The following is a 16,772-nucleotide window of genomic DNA, read 5'->3' as shown; positions in this document are numbered from 1 at the left end:
AGCTGTTCGCTCGTTCTTCTGTGTTCGTCTGTGTTTCTCGGTTATCGTCTGTATGTTCGATTCGGTGCGGACCTGGGGGATGACAGGGGGGCATGGGTGAGTCACAAACAGGGGGTGCGTTTCGAGCTCGCTCCCGATCCGGAGCACGCCGTGATAATGGGTCGGCATGCCGGGTTGTCACGGGTGGTGGAGAACTTCTGCCTGGAGACGGTGGCCAAGAAGTGGGCGCAGCGTAAGGCCGAGGAGTCCTACGGTTTCACCGGTGAGCAGTTGACCAAGGTGCCATGGACCGCGCCCGCGTTAGAGAAGGAATGGCGCGCGACGCATCCGACCCGGTTCCCATGGTTCACCGAGAACGCGTTGTCGTCGCGGGTGCCCAAGGAGGCATGCCGGGTACGGGCGGCCGGGTTCGCCAACTACCTGAAATCCAAGACCGGTCAACGCAACGGCCCGCGAGTCGGGTTCCCGACCTGGCGCAAACGCAAGGACGGCAGCCGGTTTCGCTACGACGCCGACCGCGCCAAACCCCTCGGCCCCCGCAGCGTATGGTTGCCCGGGGTCGGACAGGTGGCCACACGGGAGGACATGTCCTGGCTCACCCACAGAGTGACCGACGGGCGTGCCCGGATTCTCGGGTCCACGGTGCGCGAACAGGCCGGGCGGTGGTGGATCTCGTTCCAGCTCGAGGTCGACCGCGACGAACTCAACACCCGCCGCCGCGTGCCCGCCGACGCCCCGAAATCCGGGATCGACTTGGGGTTGAAGACCTTCGCGGTGATTGCCGACGACGACGGAACCTACGAGGAGATCCACGCGCCCAAACCCCTGGCCCGAGCGCAGCGGGCGTTACGCCGCGCGAACCGGAAACTCGCGCGCTGCCAACCGAAGTCGAACAATTGGGACAAGACCCGGGTGCGGGTGGCGCGGCAGCATCTGCGGGTCGCCGACCAGCGGAAGGATTTTCTACACAAGACCACCACGAGGTTGGCGAGAACCAAGACGGCCATCGCGGTGGAGACATTGAATGTCAAAGGTATGGCCGCCAACCGGAGACTGGCCCGCGCGATTTCCGATGCCGGGTTCGCCGAGTTCGTGCGTCTGCTGGAGTACAAGGCCGGCTGGTATGGGTCCAGAGTGTGGAAAGCCGACCGCTGGTTCGCCTCGTCGAAGACCTGCGGGGCCTGCCGGCGAGTCGAACATGGCTTGACCCTGAATGACCGGACCTGGGAGTGCCGCGGCTGCGGTGTGGTGCATGACCGTGACCACAACGCGGCCCGCAATGTGCTGGCCGCGATGCTCGCCGACACCGAACCCGAACATGTGGTCCTCGCCGGGAAGTTCCCTGGAGAGGTGAAACGCTTCGCCGAGACCGCGTAAGACCACGGCCCTTCCGGGCCGGGCAGCAGTCGATGACGCAGGAACAGCCTCAGCGCTGACAAGCGTTGAGACTCACGCAACGGTAGAAGAATTACAAGGCGGTCAACCTGCACGTTTGCCGGTTGACCGCTGTTTTATGGCTCCCTCGCCTGGGGCTTTTCGTAGTGGCCGCCGACCCGGACTATGACGATATCCTCGCCGGTGACCTGGTAGACGATTCGATGTTCCTGAGTGAGCCGCCTCGACCAGAACCCGGCCAGCTGGTGCTTCAACGGCTCGGGTTTTCCGATGCCGTTGAATGGATCGCGCACAATGTCGGCGATCACCGCGTTCGCGCGCTTCAGAACAGTGCGGTCACGCTGAAGAAAGGACGTGTACTCCTCCCACGCAAGCTCCGTGAAGACGACTCTCACTCGAGCAGCTCATGCTCGTGAACGCGGCCCGCGCGGGCCTGCGCGATCGACTTCAGCAGCCTCGGCCCGTTGTCGCTCAGCAACTCCAGCGTGGTGATAAGGGAGTCGTAGTCCTCTTTGGACATGAGGACAGCATTCCCCTGCCCCGACTTCGACACGATCTCGACCGTGTCGTGATCCTCATTTACCCGCTTTACCAATGGAAACAGATGCTTCCGTGCCTCGCTGACGGTAATTGCCTCGGCCATGTCACCTCCCTGCAGTGGTACGGAAAATGGTACCACTGCAGGTTGTGCGGCGATCGATGTCAGTCAGTCGGTAGTGCCTACTCCGGGCGAAGCGTGAGGATCCTGGGGCCGTCCTCGGTGACGGCGACGGTGTGCTCCCAATGTGCCGCACGACTGCCGTCGAGCGTGACCACGGTCCAGTCGTCGTCGAGCACCTTGGTCTGGGTGGTGCCGAGGGTGAGCATCGGCTCGATCGCGAGAACCGATCCCACTACGAGTCTTGGGCCCTTGCCCGGCTCGCCTTCGTTGGCGAGGAACGGGTCGAGGTGCATCTCCCGACCGATGGCGTGACCGCCGTAGCCGTCGACGATGCCGTAGCCACGTCCGTGCTCCTTCTCGGCGGCGCGGGTGCCCAGCTCGATGGCGTGCGAGACGTCGGTGAGCCGGTTATCGGGCAGCATTGCCTCGATACCGGCCTCCATCGACAGCTTGGTCGCCTCGCTGAGCAGCCGGTCGGCCTCGATGATCGTGCCGACGCCGAAGGTCCAGGCCGAATCACCGTGCCAGCCGTCGAGAATCGCGCCGCAGTCGATGGAGACCAGATCACCCTCGGCGAGGATCTCCTCGGCACCCGGAATCCCGTGCACCACACGGTCGTTCACCGACGCGCAGATCGACGCGGGGAATCCGTGGTAGCCCTTGAACGACGGCACCGCGCCCGCATCTCGGATCACCTGTTCGGCGACCTCGTCCAGCTCGAGGGTGGATGCCCCGGGCTTGGCGGCCGCGCGCACGGCGACCAAGGCACGGCCGACGATCGCGCCCGCCGCCGCCATGGCGTCCAGTTCACCTGCCGTGCGAAACGGCACTACCTTCTTCTTGCGGTGGAAGACCATCCCGGCCTCAGCGCTTCAGCCCGAGCGGCATCAGTGGCCCAGGGCGCGCAGCGCCCGCGCGTTGACCTCGTCGACGTCGCCGACGCCGTCCACCGTGACGACCAGTCCGTCGTAGTGCTCCAGCAGCGGCTCGGTCTCGTCGCGGTATACCCGGAGCCGGTTGCGGATCACGCTCTCGTTGTCGTCGGCACGGCCACGGGCGAGCATCCGCCCCACCACCGTGTCTTCCGGCACGACGAAACACAGCACCGCGTCGAGCGTGGTGTCCATGTCCTTGAGGATCTTCTCCAGCGCGTCGGCCTGATCGACCGTGCGCGGGTAGCCGTCCAGCACGAAACCGTTGACGGCGTCGGGCTCATTGACCCGCGCCTCGACCATGCGGTTGGTCACATCGCTCGGCACGAGATCGCCCGCGTCCATGTACTTCTGCGCTTCGCGGCCCAGCGGGGTCTGCTGGCTGATATTCGCGCGGAACAGGTCCCCGGTCGAGATGTGCGGGACGCCCAGCTTCTCCGACAGCAGGACGGCCTGGGTGCCCTTGCCGGCACCCGGCGGACCGAGCAGTACAACTCTCACTTGAGGAACCCTTCGTAATTTCGATTCATCAGCTGGCTCTCGATCTGCTTCACAGTGTCCAAACCGACGCTCACCATGATCAGCACCGCGGTACCGCCGAACGGAAGGTTCTGGGGGCCACCGGAGGAACCGATGTCGAGGAACAGGTTCGGCAGCACGGCGACCAGACCGAGGTAGATGGAGCCGGGGAGGGTGATGCGGCTCAGGACGAAGTTGAGATAGTCGGCGGTCGGCCTACCGGGTCGGTACCCCGGGATGAAGCCGCCGAACTTCTTCATCTCGTCGGCGCGTTCCTCCGGATTGAAGGTGATCGCGACGTAGAAGTAGGTGAAGAACACGATCAGACCGAAGTAGATCGCAATGTAGACCGGGTTCCCCGGATTCACCAGGTATTTCTGGATGATGTTCTGCCACCAGCTCGGGTCCGGGTTGTTCTGCGACGACGTCAGCTGCGCCACCAGGTTGGGCAGGTACAGCAGCGACGACGCGAAGATGACCGGGATGACGCCCGCCTGGTTCACCTTCAGTGGCAGATAGGTCGAGGAGCCGCCATACATCTTCCGCCCCACCACGCGCTTGGCGTATTGGACCGGAATCCGGCGCTGGCCCTGCTCGACGAAGATCACGGCGGTGATGATCGCCATGGCAGCGACACACACCAGGCCGAACACCAGACCACCACGGCTGTCCAGGATCGACTTGCCCTCGGTCGGGATGCGCGCGGCGATACCGGCGAAGATCAGCAGCGACATACCGTTGCCGATACCGCGCTCGGTGATCTGCTCGCCGAACCACATGACCAGCGACGCGCCCGCCGTCATCACGAGAACGATGACGATCATGCCGAAGACGCTGGTATTGGCGAGGATGTCCTTCTGGCAGCCCTGCAGTAGCTGGCCGCGGGCCGCGAGCGCGACAAGACCGGTCGCCTGCAGAATCGCCAATGCCACCGATAGATATCGGGTGTACTGCGTCATCTTGGTCTGGCCGGATTGGCCTTCCTTGCGCAATTCCTCGAACCGCGGGATGACGACGGTGAGCAGCTGGATGATGATGCTCGCGGTGATGTAGGGCATGATGCCGATCGCGAAAACCGACAGCTGCAGCAACGCACCACCGGAGAACAGGTTGATCAGCTGATAGATACCGGCGGACTCACCGCCGGAGACCAGGTCGATGCACTCCTGGACCGCCTTGTAGTCGACGCCGGGGGACGGCAGCGAAGCACCGGCGCGGTACAACGCGATCAACCCCAGCGTGAAGAGAATCTTCCGCCGTAAGTCCGGAGTCCGGAAGGCCGATACGAAGGCGGAAAGCACTGATCCTCCTGGCGAACGACATGGTCATGACATGGATATTTCAGCGATGTCCAGTTCCCTGATTCCGCTCGGGAGGGACGCCGAAAAACCACGACGAGGCTTTGGCAGACAACAATTGAACTCTAACAGTGGCATCGGACGAGCCTTCACTCGTCCGATGCCACTGCTTGCAGAGTACCGTCAGCCCAGCTCGGTGACGGTGCCACCGGCCGCGGTGATCTTCTCCTTCGCGGAGCCGGTGACCTTGTCCACGGTCACTTGTACCGCGACGCCGATCTCACCGTCGCCGAGGACCTTGACCAGCTGGTTCTTGCGAACCGCACCGGCGGCGACCAGCTCGGCCTTGCCGACCTCGCCGCCCTCGGGGAACAGCTTGGCGATCGCGCCGACGTTCACGACCTGGTATTCCGTGCGGAACCGGTTCGTGAAACCCTTGAGCTTGGGCAGCCGCATGTGGATCGGCATCTGCCCGCCCTCGAAGGCGGCCGGGACGTTCTTGCGCGCCTTGGTGCCCTTGGTACCACGGCCCGCGGTCTTGCCCTTGGAGCCCTCACCGCGACCCACCCGGGTCTTCTCGGTCTTGGCGCCGGGAGCCGGACGCAGGTGATGCAACTTGATGGTCATCGTGAACCTTCCTGCCCGACTTCTTCAACGGTCACGAGGTGGCGCACGACGTTGATCAGGCCCCGGTTCTGAGGGGTGTCCTCACGAACCACGGTCTGCCGGATCTTGCGCAGACCGAGCGTGCGCAGGCTCTCACGCTGGTTCTTCTTGGCGCCGATCGTGCTCTTGATCTGGGTCACTTTGAGATCTGCCATTACCTGGCACCTCCCGCTGCCTGAGCGCGCGCACGCAGCATGCCCGCAGGGGCAACGTCCTCGAGCGGCAGGCCACGGCGAGCCGCGACCTCTTCCGGACGCTGCAGCATCTTGAGCGCGGCAACGGTCGCGTGCACAACGTTGATGGCGTTGTCACTGCCGAGCGACTTCGCCAGAATGTCATGAATGCCGGCGCATTCCAGCACGGCACGCGCCGCACCACCGGCGATCACACCGGTACCCGGGGAGGCCGGGCGCAGCATGACCACACCGGCCGCCGCCTCGCCCTGCACCGGATGGGTGATGGTGCTGCCGATCATCGGGACGCGGAAGAAGCCCTTGCGAGCCTCCTCGACACCCTTCTGGATGGCCGCGGGAACTTCCTTGGCCTTGCCGTAGCCGACGCCGACCAGACCGTTGCCATCACCGACGATCACGAGGGCGGTGAAGCTGAAGCGACGACCACCCTTCACGACCTTGGAGACACGGTTGATCGCGACGACCCGCTCGAGCTGGTTCTTCTCGGCGGCGTTGTCGCGGCGGTCGCCGCCACCACGACGGTCGCCGCCACCACCGCGACGATCGCCGCGGCCGCCCTCGGGGGCGCTGCCATTCTGTCCGGCGGGTCCGTTTCCGCCGTCACGCCTCTGACGTCCCGGCATCAGACGTTCCTTCCGTTCATTCGAGTCTTGAGCAGTGTGGTCATCAGAACTTCAACCCACCTTCGCGAGCGGCATCGGCCAGGGCGGCGATCCGGCCGTGGTAGTCGTGACCACCACGGTCGAACACGACGGCCTCGACACCAGCGGCCTTGGCCCGTTCGGCCAACAGCTGGCCGACCTTCTTGCCCCTGGCCGACTTGTCGCCGTCGAGCGCACGCACGTCGGCCTCGATGGTCGAGGCGGCGGCGATGGTCTTGCCGATCGAGTCGTCGACCAGCTGCGCGTGCAGGTGACGCGAGGAGCGGTTGACCACCAGGCGCGGACGCTCGGTGGTGCCTGCGACCTTCTTGCGCAGGCGGAAATGACGGCGCACCTTCGACAGGCGGCGCGTGGTCGAGGCATCTTTGCCACGCGGGATGCGCTTGATCTTCTGGTTTTCGGTTTGCGCCATGATCACTTACCCGTCTTTCCGACCTTGCGGCGAACGACCTCGCCTGCGTAGCGGATGCCCTTGCCCTTGTACGGGTCGGGCTTGCGCAGACCGTGGATGACCGCCGAAATCTGGCCGACCTTCTGCTTGTCGATTCCGGACACGGAGAACTTGGTGGGCGATTCCACGGCGAACGTGATGCCCTCGGGCGCCTCGATCGGCACCGGGTGGCTGTAGCCGAGGGCGAACTCGAGGTTCTGGCCCTTGAGCGCCACACGGTAACCGACGCCGAAGATTTCCATCTTCTTCTCATAGCCCTGGGTCACACCGACGATCATGTTCGACACGAGGGTGCGGGTGAGGCCGTGCAGCGAGCGGCTGCGGCGCTCGTCGTCCGGACGGGCGATCTCGAGCTGGCCGTCCTCGCCCTTGGCGACGGTGATCGGCTCGGCGATGGTCAGCGAGAGGGTGCCCTTGGGCCCCTTCACCGCCACATCCTGTCCGTCGACGCTGACGTCGACGCCGGCCGGAATTGCGATGGGCTTCTTACCAATACGCGACATTTGTCCTGACCTCCCTTACCAGACGTAAGCGAGGACTTCGCCGCCCACGCGCTGCTTGGCCGCCTGCTTGTCGGTCAGCAGGCCGGAGGACGTGGAGATGATCGCCACGCCGAGGCCGCCGAGCACCTTGGGCAGGTTGGTGGATTTCGCGTACACACGCAGACCGGGCTTGGAGACACGGCGCACACCGGCGAGGCTGCGCTCGCGGCTCGGGCCGTACTTGAGGTCGACGACGAGGGTCTGGCCCACGGTCGCCTCCTCGGTCCGGTAGTCGGCGATGTAGCCCTCACGCTTGAGGATCTCGGCGATGTTCGCCTTGAGCTTCGAGTGCGGAGCCTTCACCTGATCGTGGTACGCCGAGTTGGCGTTGCGCAGACGGGTCAGGAAGTCTGCGATCGGATCAGTCATGGTCATGGTTCGACCTAGACACCTTTCTTGCCGCGGTTCCCATACAGCACCGACATGCACGTCGGCATGCGCGGCGGTGGGCCTACAACAATTCGGATGGTCCGGCCGACATTTGCCGACCGGATGAGGTTCGATCGCCCGGGCACACGGTACGCATGCGGACATGGAGGTGCCCAGGCAACCGCTCTAGTGTAGGCAACGCCCAGCTAGCCGCCAAATCCGGCCTGGTCGGCGCGCCCTCGGCCGACCCGGAGTACCTGTTATCGGCCCGGCACGAAACAGCAAATCGCTTGGGTGCGTTCGTGACAGCGTCGCACGGTGCACAGCGAGCCCGCACAGATGCACGCACCAGCGGACCGTAATGACGGCAAAGGCAGATGAGTTCTGGGACGACATCGAGGCGCTTCGCAAGGAAGCCGACGCTGTCATGTCCACCGACTGGCTCGGCGAGGCGGCCGATACACATGCCGCATCGTGGACCGAGCGGGTGGATTCCGCTCGAAAGGTCGCTACCGCTCTGAGCGAGGACGCGGCGTTGATACACCAGGCCGCTGACCGGTACACAAAGACCGATGACAGCAATGCGAACGCTATTACGTATGTTCAGTTCAAACCTGGACAATCTGTGATGCCGGCCTACGTGGCAGGCACCGAACGGAACGCACTACCCGAAAACCGACCCTGATCTCCCCGCCACACGGGCGCGCCGGCAAGCCAGAGGTGTCGCCGCTCGGGACTACCATGACACCATGTCGAGTCCGCGAATCGATCGGCCGGACCTCCCCGAGTTCATGACCTGGGAGGAGCTCGAGCAGCTGCCCGAGGAGATCGCCGGGCAGATCGAACTGTGGAACGGGCGGGTTGTCTGGCTACGGCGGGGGCCTGCCGAACATCAGGAGTTCACCAACCTCCTGTGGAGTGGTCTGCGCCGGTGCGCCCGCGAGGAGATGACCGCAGACCCACAGCAGTGCTGGCGGGTCCACACCGAAACAAACGTATTCTTCGGCCGATCCGGAAAATCCGATTTCGTGACGCCGGACTTCCTGATCAGCCGCTGCCTGCCGGACGCGTACCAGGATCTTCGCGCCGCCGATGTCCAGCTGGTCGGCGAGGTACTTTCTCCGTCGAACACCCAGACCGACATGGACGACAAACAAGCGCGTTACGCCAAAGCGGGCATCCCCTGGTACTGGGAGGTGACGCTGGAGCGCGAGAAGAGTGCCATCGCGATGGTCCGCGCCTACGCACTGGAGACCAGCCACGGCATGCTCCCGCCCGGCGTACACCCACTGCACCCGGCTAACTACCTACTTACCGGCAAGTGGTCACCGAAAGATTCCGAGGCCATAGCCATCGACTTCCCGTTCCCGATCCACATCCTTTGGTCGGACCTCGAGTTCTGAGTCCCGCACAGGCCAAGCACACCAGGCAACGGGATTCGGCGCACCTTCGGGCACGATGCCAGCGACCCTGCCTGCCTGATCAAGCGGGGCCCGCACACCGTCGTGCCGTAGACAGAGGCGCAACGAAAGCCGCTGTGCCCGACCGTGTAGGTGTCCGTTATCCACCACCTCGAGAACGGCGCAGCACTTCTCCGCAAGCGCCGACGGGGGTCACCCTGATCCACGCCGCCGCCGAGGTGCGCACATATGCCACGGTGCTCATATGCCTCTCGAGCGAGACCAGCGGTCAATGCGTCGAGGTCGCCCGCGTGTTTCACGGCCTCCTCCAAAACTTGGCTTAGCTGAGCGAACGAGCCGGTACGCGCGCTCTTCGACCTGTTGATCGTGCAGGCCGATCGAGGTCCGGCACGCACCCGACTACAGCCGCAGGTCCCGCCGATGGCAAGGCACACGCACGGGAATCCGCATCCCGGACACTGTGGAGCGGTCGGACAAGACCCCGGCACCAACAATGCAGATACCGACAGCTAACCAGGAGCGGGAATTCGCCGCTGTCCCTGGGCGTGTCCACCGGGTTATCGTGTCGTCGGTGAACATGGTGGTGCCGATCGTCGGCACTCCCCGTGCCGCCGTCTTGTAATGCCGGAAACGAAATCGTCGACGGCAAATCCCTGAAGGGAAACAACATGATTCGCACAATTGCCAGATTCGTCGGCATTTCGCTCACCGCCGCAGCCGCCATCACGCTCTCGGCGACATCTGCCTCCGCGCAAAAGAGCATCGCCGTTCCGACCCCGGATGCCAACGTCGCCGTCTCCCACTGCTCGATGACATCGTTCATTCATAGCCAGTTCCTGGACTGCGTTACTGCGGCCCTCGCGCACCCGACTCAGCCTGCTGGCGGGAATTCCTGAACTCGACATGTTCAGGCGTTCCTGCCAGGACCGATAATGACACACGGATATCGAGCGATACGAGCCGGCTGATCCGGAGTTCTCGGACGCTTTCTTAGACTTGGTGAGCGTCCGAGAACTCTCGTCAGCCGTAGCTGGTGGTCAGTTGTCGGCGGATTCAGTCGTGCTGGGCTCGGTGCTCCCGGATCGGCGAATGTGGCTGCGGGTGAATGAGGTTCAGTCCGGCATGGCGTAACTGAAACACGTTTTTCCCCGTGCGGACCGATCTGTCCAGCCGTCGCGGTCGCGTCCATGGGCACCGAACCGCACGGCGGCGGACGGACTCGCATCCTCCCACGGCCGAGTAGCGATGACTGATCGCGATCCTGACCCGGTGTGTATCGCCCGTTCGTCGCAGCGCGCTCGCCCGGTGGTCGGCCCGTCACCAGGCCGGTCTGTCGGCCCCTGGTTCACCGTCAGCTCCTCGATGTCTGGAACCGTCTAGCCGATCGAGTCGGATCACGTTCGCTCGTGGCGTTGATCGCGTGTACTCGAGATCTTGACGCACCTCGGTTCCAAATATGTTCTTTTGCGTCGCAGTTTCATTGTGGGGCAGCAATTCACGGTTCCGGTCGTTCGGTGTGCCGCTGAGTCCGACACTGGGCGGGCACACGTCAGCCCTGTCCGTGTGTGACCGCCGCACCATGGGAGACAACATGACCGAGCCCGTCACTCAGCTGCCTACCGCCGGAGAGTCGGTTTTCGAGACCTTCGACAGGATCGGCCGGCGTGGTCCGATCGTTCCGATCGAACTGCCCGGCAATGTCGTGGCCTGGTTCGCGGTGAGCCACAAGGCGGTGAGCGAAGTCCTCGCCGGTGACGGCACCGTGTTGAGCAAGAATCCGCGCAACTGTCCTGCCCTGCAGGACGGTACGATCCCAGCCGACTGGCCCTTGCGCGCACTCACCGATATCGACCACATGATCAACAAGGACGGCGACGATCATCGACGGCTGCGGAAACCATGAGCCAGGCGTTCACCCCCCGCAGAGTCGCCGCGCTAGAGCCCCGAATCCAGCAGATCGCCACCGAGCTCATCGACGATATTCCCGACCATAATGCCGAAATCGACATCGTCTCCGGCTACACCACCCCTCTGCCGGTTCGGGTGATCGGCGAACTGTTCGGTGTACCGGCATCGGAACAACGACAATTCCGGCTCTGGGCGTCCACGGTCATGTCGCATCTGAGCACCGGCGACGAGATTCAGGCCGCGATGACAGGCATGCTCGGGTACCTCGCCGAACTCCTCGACCGCAACGGCACGCACCTGGCGACGACCTCACCTCCGCCCTGCTGGAGGCCAATGTAGAGAACGGTTTGACCGACGACGAACTGGTCAACATGTTGTGGTTGGTGCTGATGGCCGGACACGAAACCACCGTGCACCTGCTCGGCAACGCGGTCGTCACGCTGTGCGCCCATCCCGAGCAGCTCGCCGAAGCCCAGGCCGAAGACCGATGGAAGAACGTCGTGGAGGAGATGCTGCGCTTCCAATCTTCGGTGGCCGTAATTATTCCCACTCGGTATGCGCTGCAAGACGTCACCATCGCCGGTGTAGAAATTCCCGCGGGAGCCATCGTGGGATGTATGGCGGCGTCGGGCGGGACCCGGAGCACTATCCGAACGCCGATGCCTTCGACATCGACCGAGATCACCGAGACCAGCTGGCGTTCGGCCGGGGACCACATGTCTGCCTCGGCGCTCATCTGGCCCGGCTGGAAAGCCGCATCGCCTTGTCCACGCTGTTCAACCGATTCCCGCGATTGCGCCTGGCTTGTGACCCCACCCAGGTCTACAGTCCGAATTTCATCACCTGCGGGCCCCGCACACTTCCCGTGCTGCTCGAACCCGATACGGCGAAACACCCCCGAGATTTCCAGAAACGCCGGTCGAGGGAACTGACCGATCGACTGGCATCGGGCATTGACGGACCTCATCCAGCCGAACCCGAAGCGGATGATGCGGCCGGGGGGCTCATGGCGACCGTGCGCCGCTACGCCACGATTCCGCCGCCCGCGCGTTCTTCGACATGGTCGGGCCAGGTCGGCACCGCGCTGGAAGACGCCCTGGCCGAAGGTACGCTCTCGCTGGCGCAGGTCGCCCGCCGCCTCGAGGTCGGGCCACGGACATTGCGACGCCGGTTGGCCGATGAAGGAACGACATGGAGCCGAGTACTGGACCAGGCACGCCGACGGAACCTGGACAACACCACCGCGTAGGCCTGCCGAGCAGCTCGCAACAGGCCTAACAGCTGTAGAAAAGAAAAACGAGGGCACGGACTCGGTGCGAGTCCGTGCCCTCGGCGTCTTGTAATCCAGGTGCGCTCACTGCGAGCGCGAACTCACCAGGAGCTCTTGTGCACGCCGGGCAGCTCGCCCCGGTGCGCCATTTCGCGGAGGCACACGCGGCACAGACCGAACTTGCGGTACACCGCGTGCGGGCGGCCGCAGCGCTGGCAGCGGGTGTAGCCGCGGACCGCGAACTTCGGCTTGGCGTTGGCCTTGTTGACCAGTGCTTTCTTTGCCATGTGCTCAGTTCTCCTTGAACGGGAAGCCGAGGTGCTTGAGCAGGGCACGGCCTTCTTCGTTGTTGGTCGCGGTGGTCACCACGGTGATGTCCATGCCGCGCGGGCGGTCGATCGAGTCCACGTCGATCTCGTGGAACATCGACTGCTCGCTCAGGCCGAACGTGTAATTGCCGTTGCCGTCGAACTGCTTCGGCGACAGGCCGCGGAAGTCGCGGATACGAGGCAGCGCGATGGACACCAGGCGGTCCAGGAACTCCCACATCCGGTCACCGCGCAGGGTGACCTTCGCGCCGATCGGCATGCCCTCACGCAGCTTGAACTGCGCGATGGACTTGGTCGCCTTGCGGATCTCGGGCTTCTGACCGGTGATCAGGGCCAGGTCGTTGACGGCGCCGTTGATCAGCTTCGCGTCGCGGGCGGCGTCGCCGACACCCATGTTCACGACGACCTTCACCACGCCGGGGATCTGCATCACGTTGGCGTAGTTGAACTCGTTGTTCAGCGCGTCCTTGATCTCGGCGCGGTAGCGCTGCTTCAGGCGCGGCTGGATCTTGTTCTCAGTCGTGGTCATGTCAGATGTCCTTCCCGTTCTTACGGGAGATCCGGACCCGCTTGCCGCTCTCCTCGTCGGTCCGGTAGCCGATACGCGCCGGCTTGCCATCGGAGTCGACGACCATCACGTTGGACACGTGGATCGGGGCTTCCTGGGTCACGATGCCGCCCGAGGAGGCGCCGCGCTGGTTGGCGGAGTTCGCGACGTGCTTCTTGATCCGGTTCACGCCCTCGACGAGAACCCGGTTCTCCTTCGGGTAGGCCTGGATGACCTTGCCCTTGGCACCCTTGTCCTTGCCCGAGATGACGAGCACGGTGTCGCCCTTGTGCACCTTCATGGTCAGAGCACCTCCGGCGCCAGCGAGACGATCTTCATGAACTTCTTCTCGCGCAGCTCGCGGCCGACCGGGCCGAAGATGCGAGTGCCGCGCGGGTCGTTGTCCGGCTTGATGAGCACGGCCGCGTTCTCGTCGAACTTGATGTAAGAGCCATCGGCGCGCCGACGTTCTTTGGTGGTGCGCACGACGACGGCTTTGACGACGTCACCCCGCTTGACGTTGCCGCCGGGGATGGCGTCCTTCACGGTAGCGACGATGATGTCGCCGATACCGGCATAGCGACGCGACGAACCACCGAGAACGCGGATGCAAAGAATTTCCTTCGCACCCGTGTTGTCGGCGACGCGCAGTCGCGACTCCTGCTGAATCACTTCAGCGTCCTCCTTGACCTGGACGAATTAGCACGCCGGATTGCCGACCCGACGGGCATGGTCAGTCACCCTCCGGACGCGCGCCTGCCAGCGGTTTTCCTTGGTCTGAGCAAGAAAACGCAGAACCAAATCGCTGGGGGTTCACTGCCGGATTGCGGGCATAGCTCCCGCAGGCAACCGGTTCAGTGTAGGGGAATCCGCAGGTCGTTCCCAAATCGGGACGTGGTGACGGGGCGCGGGCGGTCCGGTCCGAGGTTATCCGGCACGAATCCGGGCTCGACCGGCGCCGCGCCGGTAGCCTCGATCCGAGCAGAGACTGCTTCTACGTTCATCTGCGGCGATGCCGCGTCGGGGAGAGGATTCTCGTGACATCAACCGATCGTCCGGTCCAGCTGGGCCGTCGTGGCTTTCTCATCGCACTCGGGGCGGTGCCGACCGCTGCCGCGCTGGTCGCCTGCTCGAACGACACCGAACCGGCGAGCAAGACGCTCGTCGGGGTCGATCTGAGCGGGGCGGACCAGACGATTCGACCGCAGGACGATCTGTACCGGCACGTCAACGGGAAATGGCTGCGGGAGTACCAGCTGCCGCCGGACAAGGCCGCCTACGGCTCGACCAGCGAGGCGGCCGAGCGCACACAGCAGCAGTTGCGGGAGATCATCGAAGGCATCCGCGATCCGAAAGAGGGCTCGGAGGAGCAACAGATCCGGGATTTGCACGACGCCAGGGTGGACTGGGATGAGATCGAACGGCTCGGCATCACTCCACTGGCAGGCCTGTTCGCCAAGATAGACGGGGCGGCCGCCAAGTCGGACCTGGCCAAGGTGATGGCCGAGCTGCCTATCGGCGGGCTGATCGGTATCGGTATCGGCATCGACCGGAAGAACTCCAGCGCCTACATCCCCTCGGTCGGCCAGTCCGGGCTCGGTCTCGGAGAGCAGTACTACCGGAAGCCGGAATACGCCGAGGTACTGGCGCAGTATCGAGTCTTCCTCGAACGCGTCGCCGCGGGCGCCGGATTCGCCGATCCGGCGGGCATGGCACAGCGGGTGTTCGATCTGGAGAAGCGGATCGCCCCCGCGCACTGGGACAGCGTGCGCAACCGCAACACCGACGCGACGTACAACCTGTACAGCTGGGCCGATATGGTCGCGCTCGCGCCAGGGTTCGACTGGGACCCGTGGATGACGGGAAACACCGACCGCCCGCGCGAGCTGTTCTCGACAATGGTGGTCAACCAGCCGTCCTACCTCACGGCGGTGGGGCAACTGTGGAGCGAGGTCGACATCGCCACGTGGCGTGACTACCTCAAATTGAGCGTGCTGCGGGACTTCGCGCCCTATCTGCCCAAGGCCATCAACGACGCGAACTTCGACTTCAAGGGCAAGGTGCTCAATGGTCAGGACGAGCGCCCGGAACGCTGGAAGTACGGCGTCGGGATCGTCGACGACCACCTCGGCGAACAGCTCGGGAAACTCTATGTGGCCAAACACTTCCCGCCCGAGGCCAAGCAGCGCGCCAAGGACATGCTGGCCGACGTACTCGCCGCCTATCGGGAGAACTTCACCAACTCGTCGTGGATGTCGCAGGCAACCAGGGTGGCGTCCATCGCGAAACTGGACAAGATCGATCCCAAGATCGGGTACCCGGACAAGTGGGTCGACTACTCGAAGCTGAAGATCACCAGGGGCAAGCTGGTCGAATCGCTGCTTGCCATCAACCACTTCGAGAGCAAGCGGGCGTTCGACCGGCTCGGGACCCCGGTCGACAAGTCCGAATGGGGAATGTCGCCGCAGACGGTGAACGCCTACTATTCGGCGACCTCCAACCAGATCGTGTTCCCCGCCGCCTACCTCCAGCCGCCGTTCTTCGACAAGGACGCGGAGCCGGCCGTCAACTTCGGCGCGGTCGGATCCACCATCGGCCACGAGATCGGCCACGGCTTCGACGACCAGGGCTCCAAATACGACGGCGACGGCAACCGCCGCGACTGGTGGACTCCCGAAGATCGAGCGGCGTTCGACGCCAAAACCAAACAACTCATCGACCAGTTCAACGTGCTGGTTCCCGAGGGTCTCGACCCGAGCCAGCACGTCAACGGCGAACTCACTGTCGGCGAGAACCTCGCTGACCTGCGCGGACTTCAGATCACATTGGCCGCCTTCCGCATTGCGGAGAAGCGCCGCGGGATCGACAACCCCGACTATCGCACGATGTTCCTGTCCTGGGCCCGCAGCTGGCGTGAGAAGCAGACCAAGGAACTCACCGTCCGCTATCTCGCGGGCGACACTCACTCCCCCGCCGAATTCCGCTGCAACCAAGTCGTTCGGAACCTCGCGGAGTTCTACCACACCTTCGAGGTCAAAGAAGGCGACAAACTGTTCATGCCCGCCGATCAGCGGGTCACGTTGTAAGCCGACCCGAAGCTCCGCGCCACAATGACCTGTACCAGCACGTCAATGGCACATGGTCCGTCGAACGGAGGGAAATGGTGGTGCACCAAGCGCCGACGGCCACCATTTCACTGCCCTCGACCGAGGGCGTGCCGGATCGGGGTGGTGAAGTGGTGCGGGTGGTGGTAGACGTCGGCCGCCGTGGCGTAGTAGATGGTCCAGCCTTCGGTGCTGAGCCAGTTGTGGCGGGGGTTGTCACGGCGCGCCGCGGTTTCCCCCGATGCCATACGGTGCTGTCGTATTCCAACCCGATTCGCCTGCGCCGCCAGCCCAGGTCGATGCGGCGGAGACCGTTTCGGGTCTGGACCTCTATTTGCGGCTCCGGAGGTGGGAGGCCCGCGTCGATGCAGCGCAGCCGGGTGCGTGATTCCATGGGGGACTCGGCGCGGACGTCGGCTAGTCCAATCAGCTGGGCGGCTTGTCGGCGGCCGCGCCGTCCGGCCTGCTTTTCGAGTTCGGCGGTGAGCGCGGTGGACGAGACTC

General features: G+C 64.2%; 22 protein-coding genes and 1 pseudogene. 7 read left to right on the top strand and 16 right to left on the bottom strand.

Annotated elements, in window-relative coordinates:
• Positions 1 to 96: 96 nt before the first annotated feature.
• On the top strand, positions 97 to 1,377 hold the full coding sequence (locus tag OH799_RS28660; protein WP_406270319.1) for an RNA-guided endonuclease InsQ/TnpB family protein: 1,281 nt from the start codon (positions 97 to 99) through the stop codon (positions 1,375 to 1,377).
• Between the two features lie 134 nt (positions 1,378 to 1,511).
• Here OH799_RS28660 and OH799_RS28655 read toward each other — a convergent pair whose 3' ends face one another.
• The 11 genes from OH799_RS28655 to rpsH all read right to left on the bottom strand — a co-directional run bounded on the left by OH799_RS28655 (position 1,512) and on the right by rpsH (position 7,695).
• Positions 1,512 to 1,790 (bottom strand): Txe/YoeB family addiction module toxin, encoded by a 279-nt coding sequence (locus tag OH799_RS28655; protein WP_406270316.1) that lies wholly within the window; start codon positions 1,788 to 1,790, stop codon positions 1,512 to 1,514.
• Positions 1,787 to 2,038, bottom strand: coding sequence for a type II toxin-antitoxin system prevent-host-death family antitoxin (locus OH799_RS28650; RefSeq protein ID WP_327112605.1), 252 nt, complete (start codon positions 2,036 to 2,038; stop codon positions 1,787 to 1,789). Before OH799_RS28650 ends, OH799_RS28655 begins: the two co-directional genes overlap by 4 nt.
• A gap of 77 nt (positions 2,039 to 2,115) precedes the next feature.
• The gene (map, locus tag OH799_RS28645; protein ID WP_406270313.1) at positions 2,116 to 2,913 is read right to left on the bottom strand and encodes a type I methionyl aminopeptidase; all 798 of its coding nucleotides are present in this window, start codon (positions 2,911 to 2,913) and stop codon (positions 2,116 to 2,118) included.
• 30 nt (positions 2,914 to 2,943) lie between these two features.
• Complete coding sequence (locus OH799_RS28640; protein ID WP_406270310.1) at positions 2,944 to 3,489, bottom strand: adenylate kinase; 546 nt, start codon at positions 3,487 to 3,489, stop codon at positions 2,944 to 2,946.
• Positions 3,486 to 4,808 carry a preprotein translocase subunit SecY gene (gene secY, locus OH799_RS28635; protein ID WP_406270307.1) on the bottom strand — a complete coding sequence of 441 codons (1,323 nt, stop codon included), beginning with the start codon at positions 4,806 to 4,808 and terminating at the stop codon, positions 3,486 to 3,488. The genes OH799_RS28640 and secY overlap by 4 nt, the downstream gene beginning before the upstream one ends.
• A gap of 180 nt (positions 4,809 to 4,988) precedes the next feature.
• Entirely contained in the window at positions 4,989 to 5,432 is a 444-nt protein-coding gene (rplO, locus tag OH799_RS28630) for a 50S ribosomal protein L15 (protein WP_327112598.1), read from the bottom strand.
• Positions 5,429 to 5,626, bottom strand: a complete 198-nt coding sequence (rpmD, locus tag OH799_RS28625; RefSeq protein WP_327112596.1) for a 50S ribosomal protein L30 — start codon at positions 5,624 to 5,626, stop codon at positions 5,429 to 5,431. Before rpmD ends, rplO begins: the two co-directional genes overlap by 4 nt.
• The gene (rpsE, locus tag OH799_RS28620) at positions 5,626 to 6,288 is read right to left on the bottom strand and encodes a 30S ribosomal protein S5 (RefSeq protein ID WP_357269539.1); all 663 of its coding nucleotides are present in this window, start codon (positions 6,286 to 6,288) and stop codon (positions 5,626 to 5,628) included. The genes rpmD and rpsE overlap by 1 nt, the downstream gene beginning before the upstream one ends.
• Positions 6,289 to 6,331: 43 nt before the next feature.
• On the bottom strand, positions 6,332 to 6,739 hold the full coding sequence (gene rplR, locus OH799_RS28615; protein WP_406270302.1) for a 50S ribosomal protein L18: 408 nt from the start codon (positions 6,737 to 6,739) through the stop codon (positions 6,332 to 6,334).
• Positions 6,740 to 6,741: 2 nt separating this feature from the next.
• A complete protein-coding gene (rplF, locus tag OH799_RS28610; protein WP_357269546.1) occupies positions 6,742 to 7,281 on the bottom strand; it encodes a 50S ribosomal protein L6 in 540 nt (179 codons plus the stop codon).
• A gap of 15 nt (positions 7,282 to 7,296) precedes the next feature.
• Positions 7,297 to 7,695 (bottom strand): 30S ribosomal protein S8, encoded by a 399-nt coding sequence (gene rpsH, locus OH799_RS28605; protein ID WP_357269550.1) that lies wholly within the window; start codon positions 7,693 to 7,695, stop codon positions 7,297 to 7,299.
• A 355-nt stretch (positions 7,696 to 8,050) separates the two neighbouring features.
• Here rpsH and OH799_RS28600 point away from each other — a divergent pair, with 355 nt between their 5' ends.
• From OH799_RS28600 to OH799_RS28580, 5 genes and pseudogenes are all read left to right on the top strand, one after another.
• Positions 8,051 to 8,374 (top strand): WXG100 family type VII secretion target, encoded by a 324-nt coding sequence (locus OH799_RS28600; RefSeq protein WP_406270298.1) that lies wholly within the window; start codon positions 8,051 to 8,053, stop codon positions 8,372 to 8,374.
• Between the two features lie 64 nt (positions 8,375 to 8,438).
• A complete protein-coding gene (locus tag OH799_RS28595; RefSeq protein WP_406270295.1) occupies positions 8,439 to 9,092 on the top strand; it encodes a Uma2 family endonuclease in 654 nt (217 codons plus the stop codon).
• A gap of 1,609 nt (positions 9,093 to 10,701) precedes the next feature.
• Positions 10,702 to 11,013, top strand: coding sequence for a hypothetical protein (locus tag OH799_RS28590; RefSeq protein ID WP_406270292.1), 312 nt, complete (start codon positions 10,702 to 10,704; stop codon positions 11,011 to 11,013).
• Positions 11,010 to 11,357: a hypothetical protein gene (locus tag OH799_RS28585; RefSeq protein ID WP_406270289.1), complete on the top strand. Its 348-nt coding sequence runs from the start codon at positions 11,010 to 11,012 to the stop codon at positions 11,355 to 11,357. The genes OH799_RS28590 and OH799_RS28585 overlap by 4 nt, the downstream gene beginning before the upstream one ends.
• 8 nt (positions 11,358 to 11,365) lie before the next feature.
• Positions 11,366 to 12,267, top strand: a pseudogene (locus tag OH799_RS28580) (cytochrome P450).
• 122 nt (positions 12,268 to 12,389) lie between these two features.
• Here the strand turns inward: OH799_RS28580 and OH799_RS28575 are convergent.
• Genes OH799_RS28575 through rplN form a run of 4 tightly spaced genes read right to left on the bottom strand, consistent with a single transcriptional unit; the run spans position 12,390 to position 13,836 of the window.
• Positions 12,390 to 12,575 (bottom strand): type Z 30S ribosomal protein S14, encoded by a 186-nt coding sequence (locus tag OH799_RS28575; RefSeq protein ID WP_153338789.1) that lies wholly within the window; start codon positions 12,573 to 12,575, stop codon positions 12,390 to 12,392.
• A gap of 4 nt (positions 12,576 to 12,579) precedes the next feature.
• Positions 12,580 to 13,146, bottom strand: a complete 567-nt coding sequence (gene rplE / locus OH799_RS28570) for a 50S ribosomal protein L5 (RefSeq protein ID WP_357269583.1) — start codon at positions 13,144 to 13,146, stop codon at positions 12,580 to 12,582.
• A 1-nt stretch (position 13,147) separates the two neighbouring features.
• A complete protein-coding gene (gene rplX, locus OH799_RS28565; RefSeq protein ID WP_040864865.1) occupies positions 13,148 to 13,465 on the bottom strand; it encodes a 50S ribosomal protein L24 in 318 nt (105 codons plus the stop codon).
• A gap of 2 nt (positions 13,466 to 13,467) precedes the next feature.
• Complete coding sequence (gene rplN, locus OH799_RS28560; protein WP_357269585.1) at positions 13,468 to 13,836, bottom strand: 50S ribosomal protein L14; 369 nt, start codon at positions 13,834 to 13,836, stop codon at positions 13,468 to 13,470.
• A 365-nt stretch (positions 13,837 to 14,201) separates the two neighbouring features.
• Here rplN and OH799_RS28555 point away from each other — a divergent pair, with 365 nt between their 5' ends.
• Positions 14,202 to 16,250, top strand: coding sequence for a M13 family metallopeptidase (locus OH799_RS28555; protein ID WP_406270283.1), 2,049 nt, complete (start codon positions 14,202 to 14,204; stop codon positions 16,248 to 16,250).
• A gap of 107 nt (positions 16,251 to 16,357) precedes the next feature.
• On the opposite strand, the gene OH799_RS28550 is transcribed toward OH799_RS28555, so the two are convergent.
• The gene (locus OH799_RS28550; RefSeq protein ID WP_406270280.1) at positions 16,358 to 16,516 is read right to left on the bottom strand and encodes a hypothetical protein; all 159 of its coding nucleotides are present in this window, start codon (positions 16,514 to 16,516) and stop codon (positions 16,358 to 16,360) included.
• Positions 16,517 to 16,772: the final 256 nt, after the last annotated feature.

This window comes from Nocardia sp. NBC_00881 (genome assembly GCF_045207455.1).
In the GTDB taxonomy this organism is placed as follows: Bacteria; Actinomycetota; Actinomycetes; order Mycobacteriales; family Mycobacteriaceae; genus Nocardia.
This window is presented reverse-complemented; position numbering and strand designations above follow the sequence as displayed.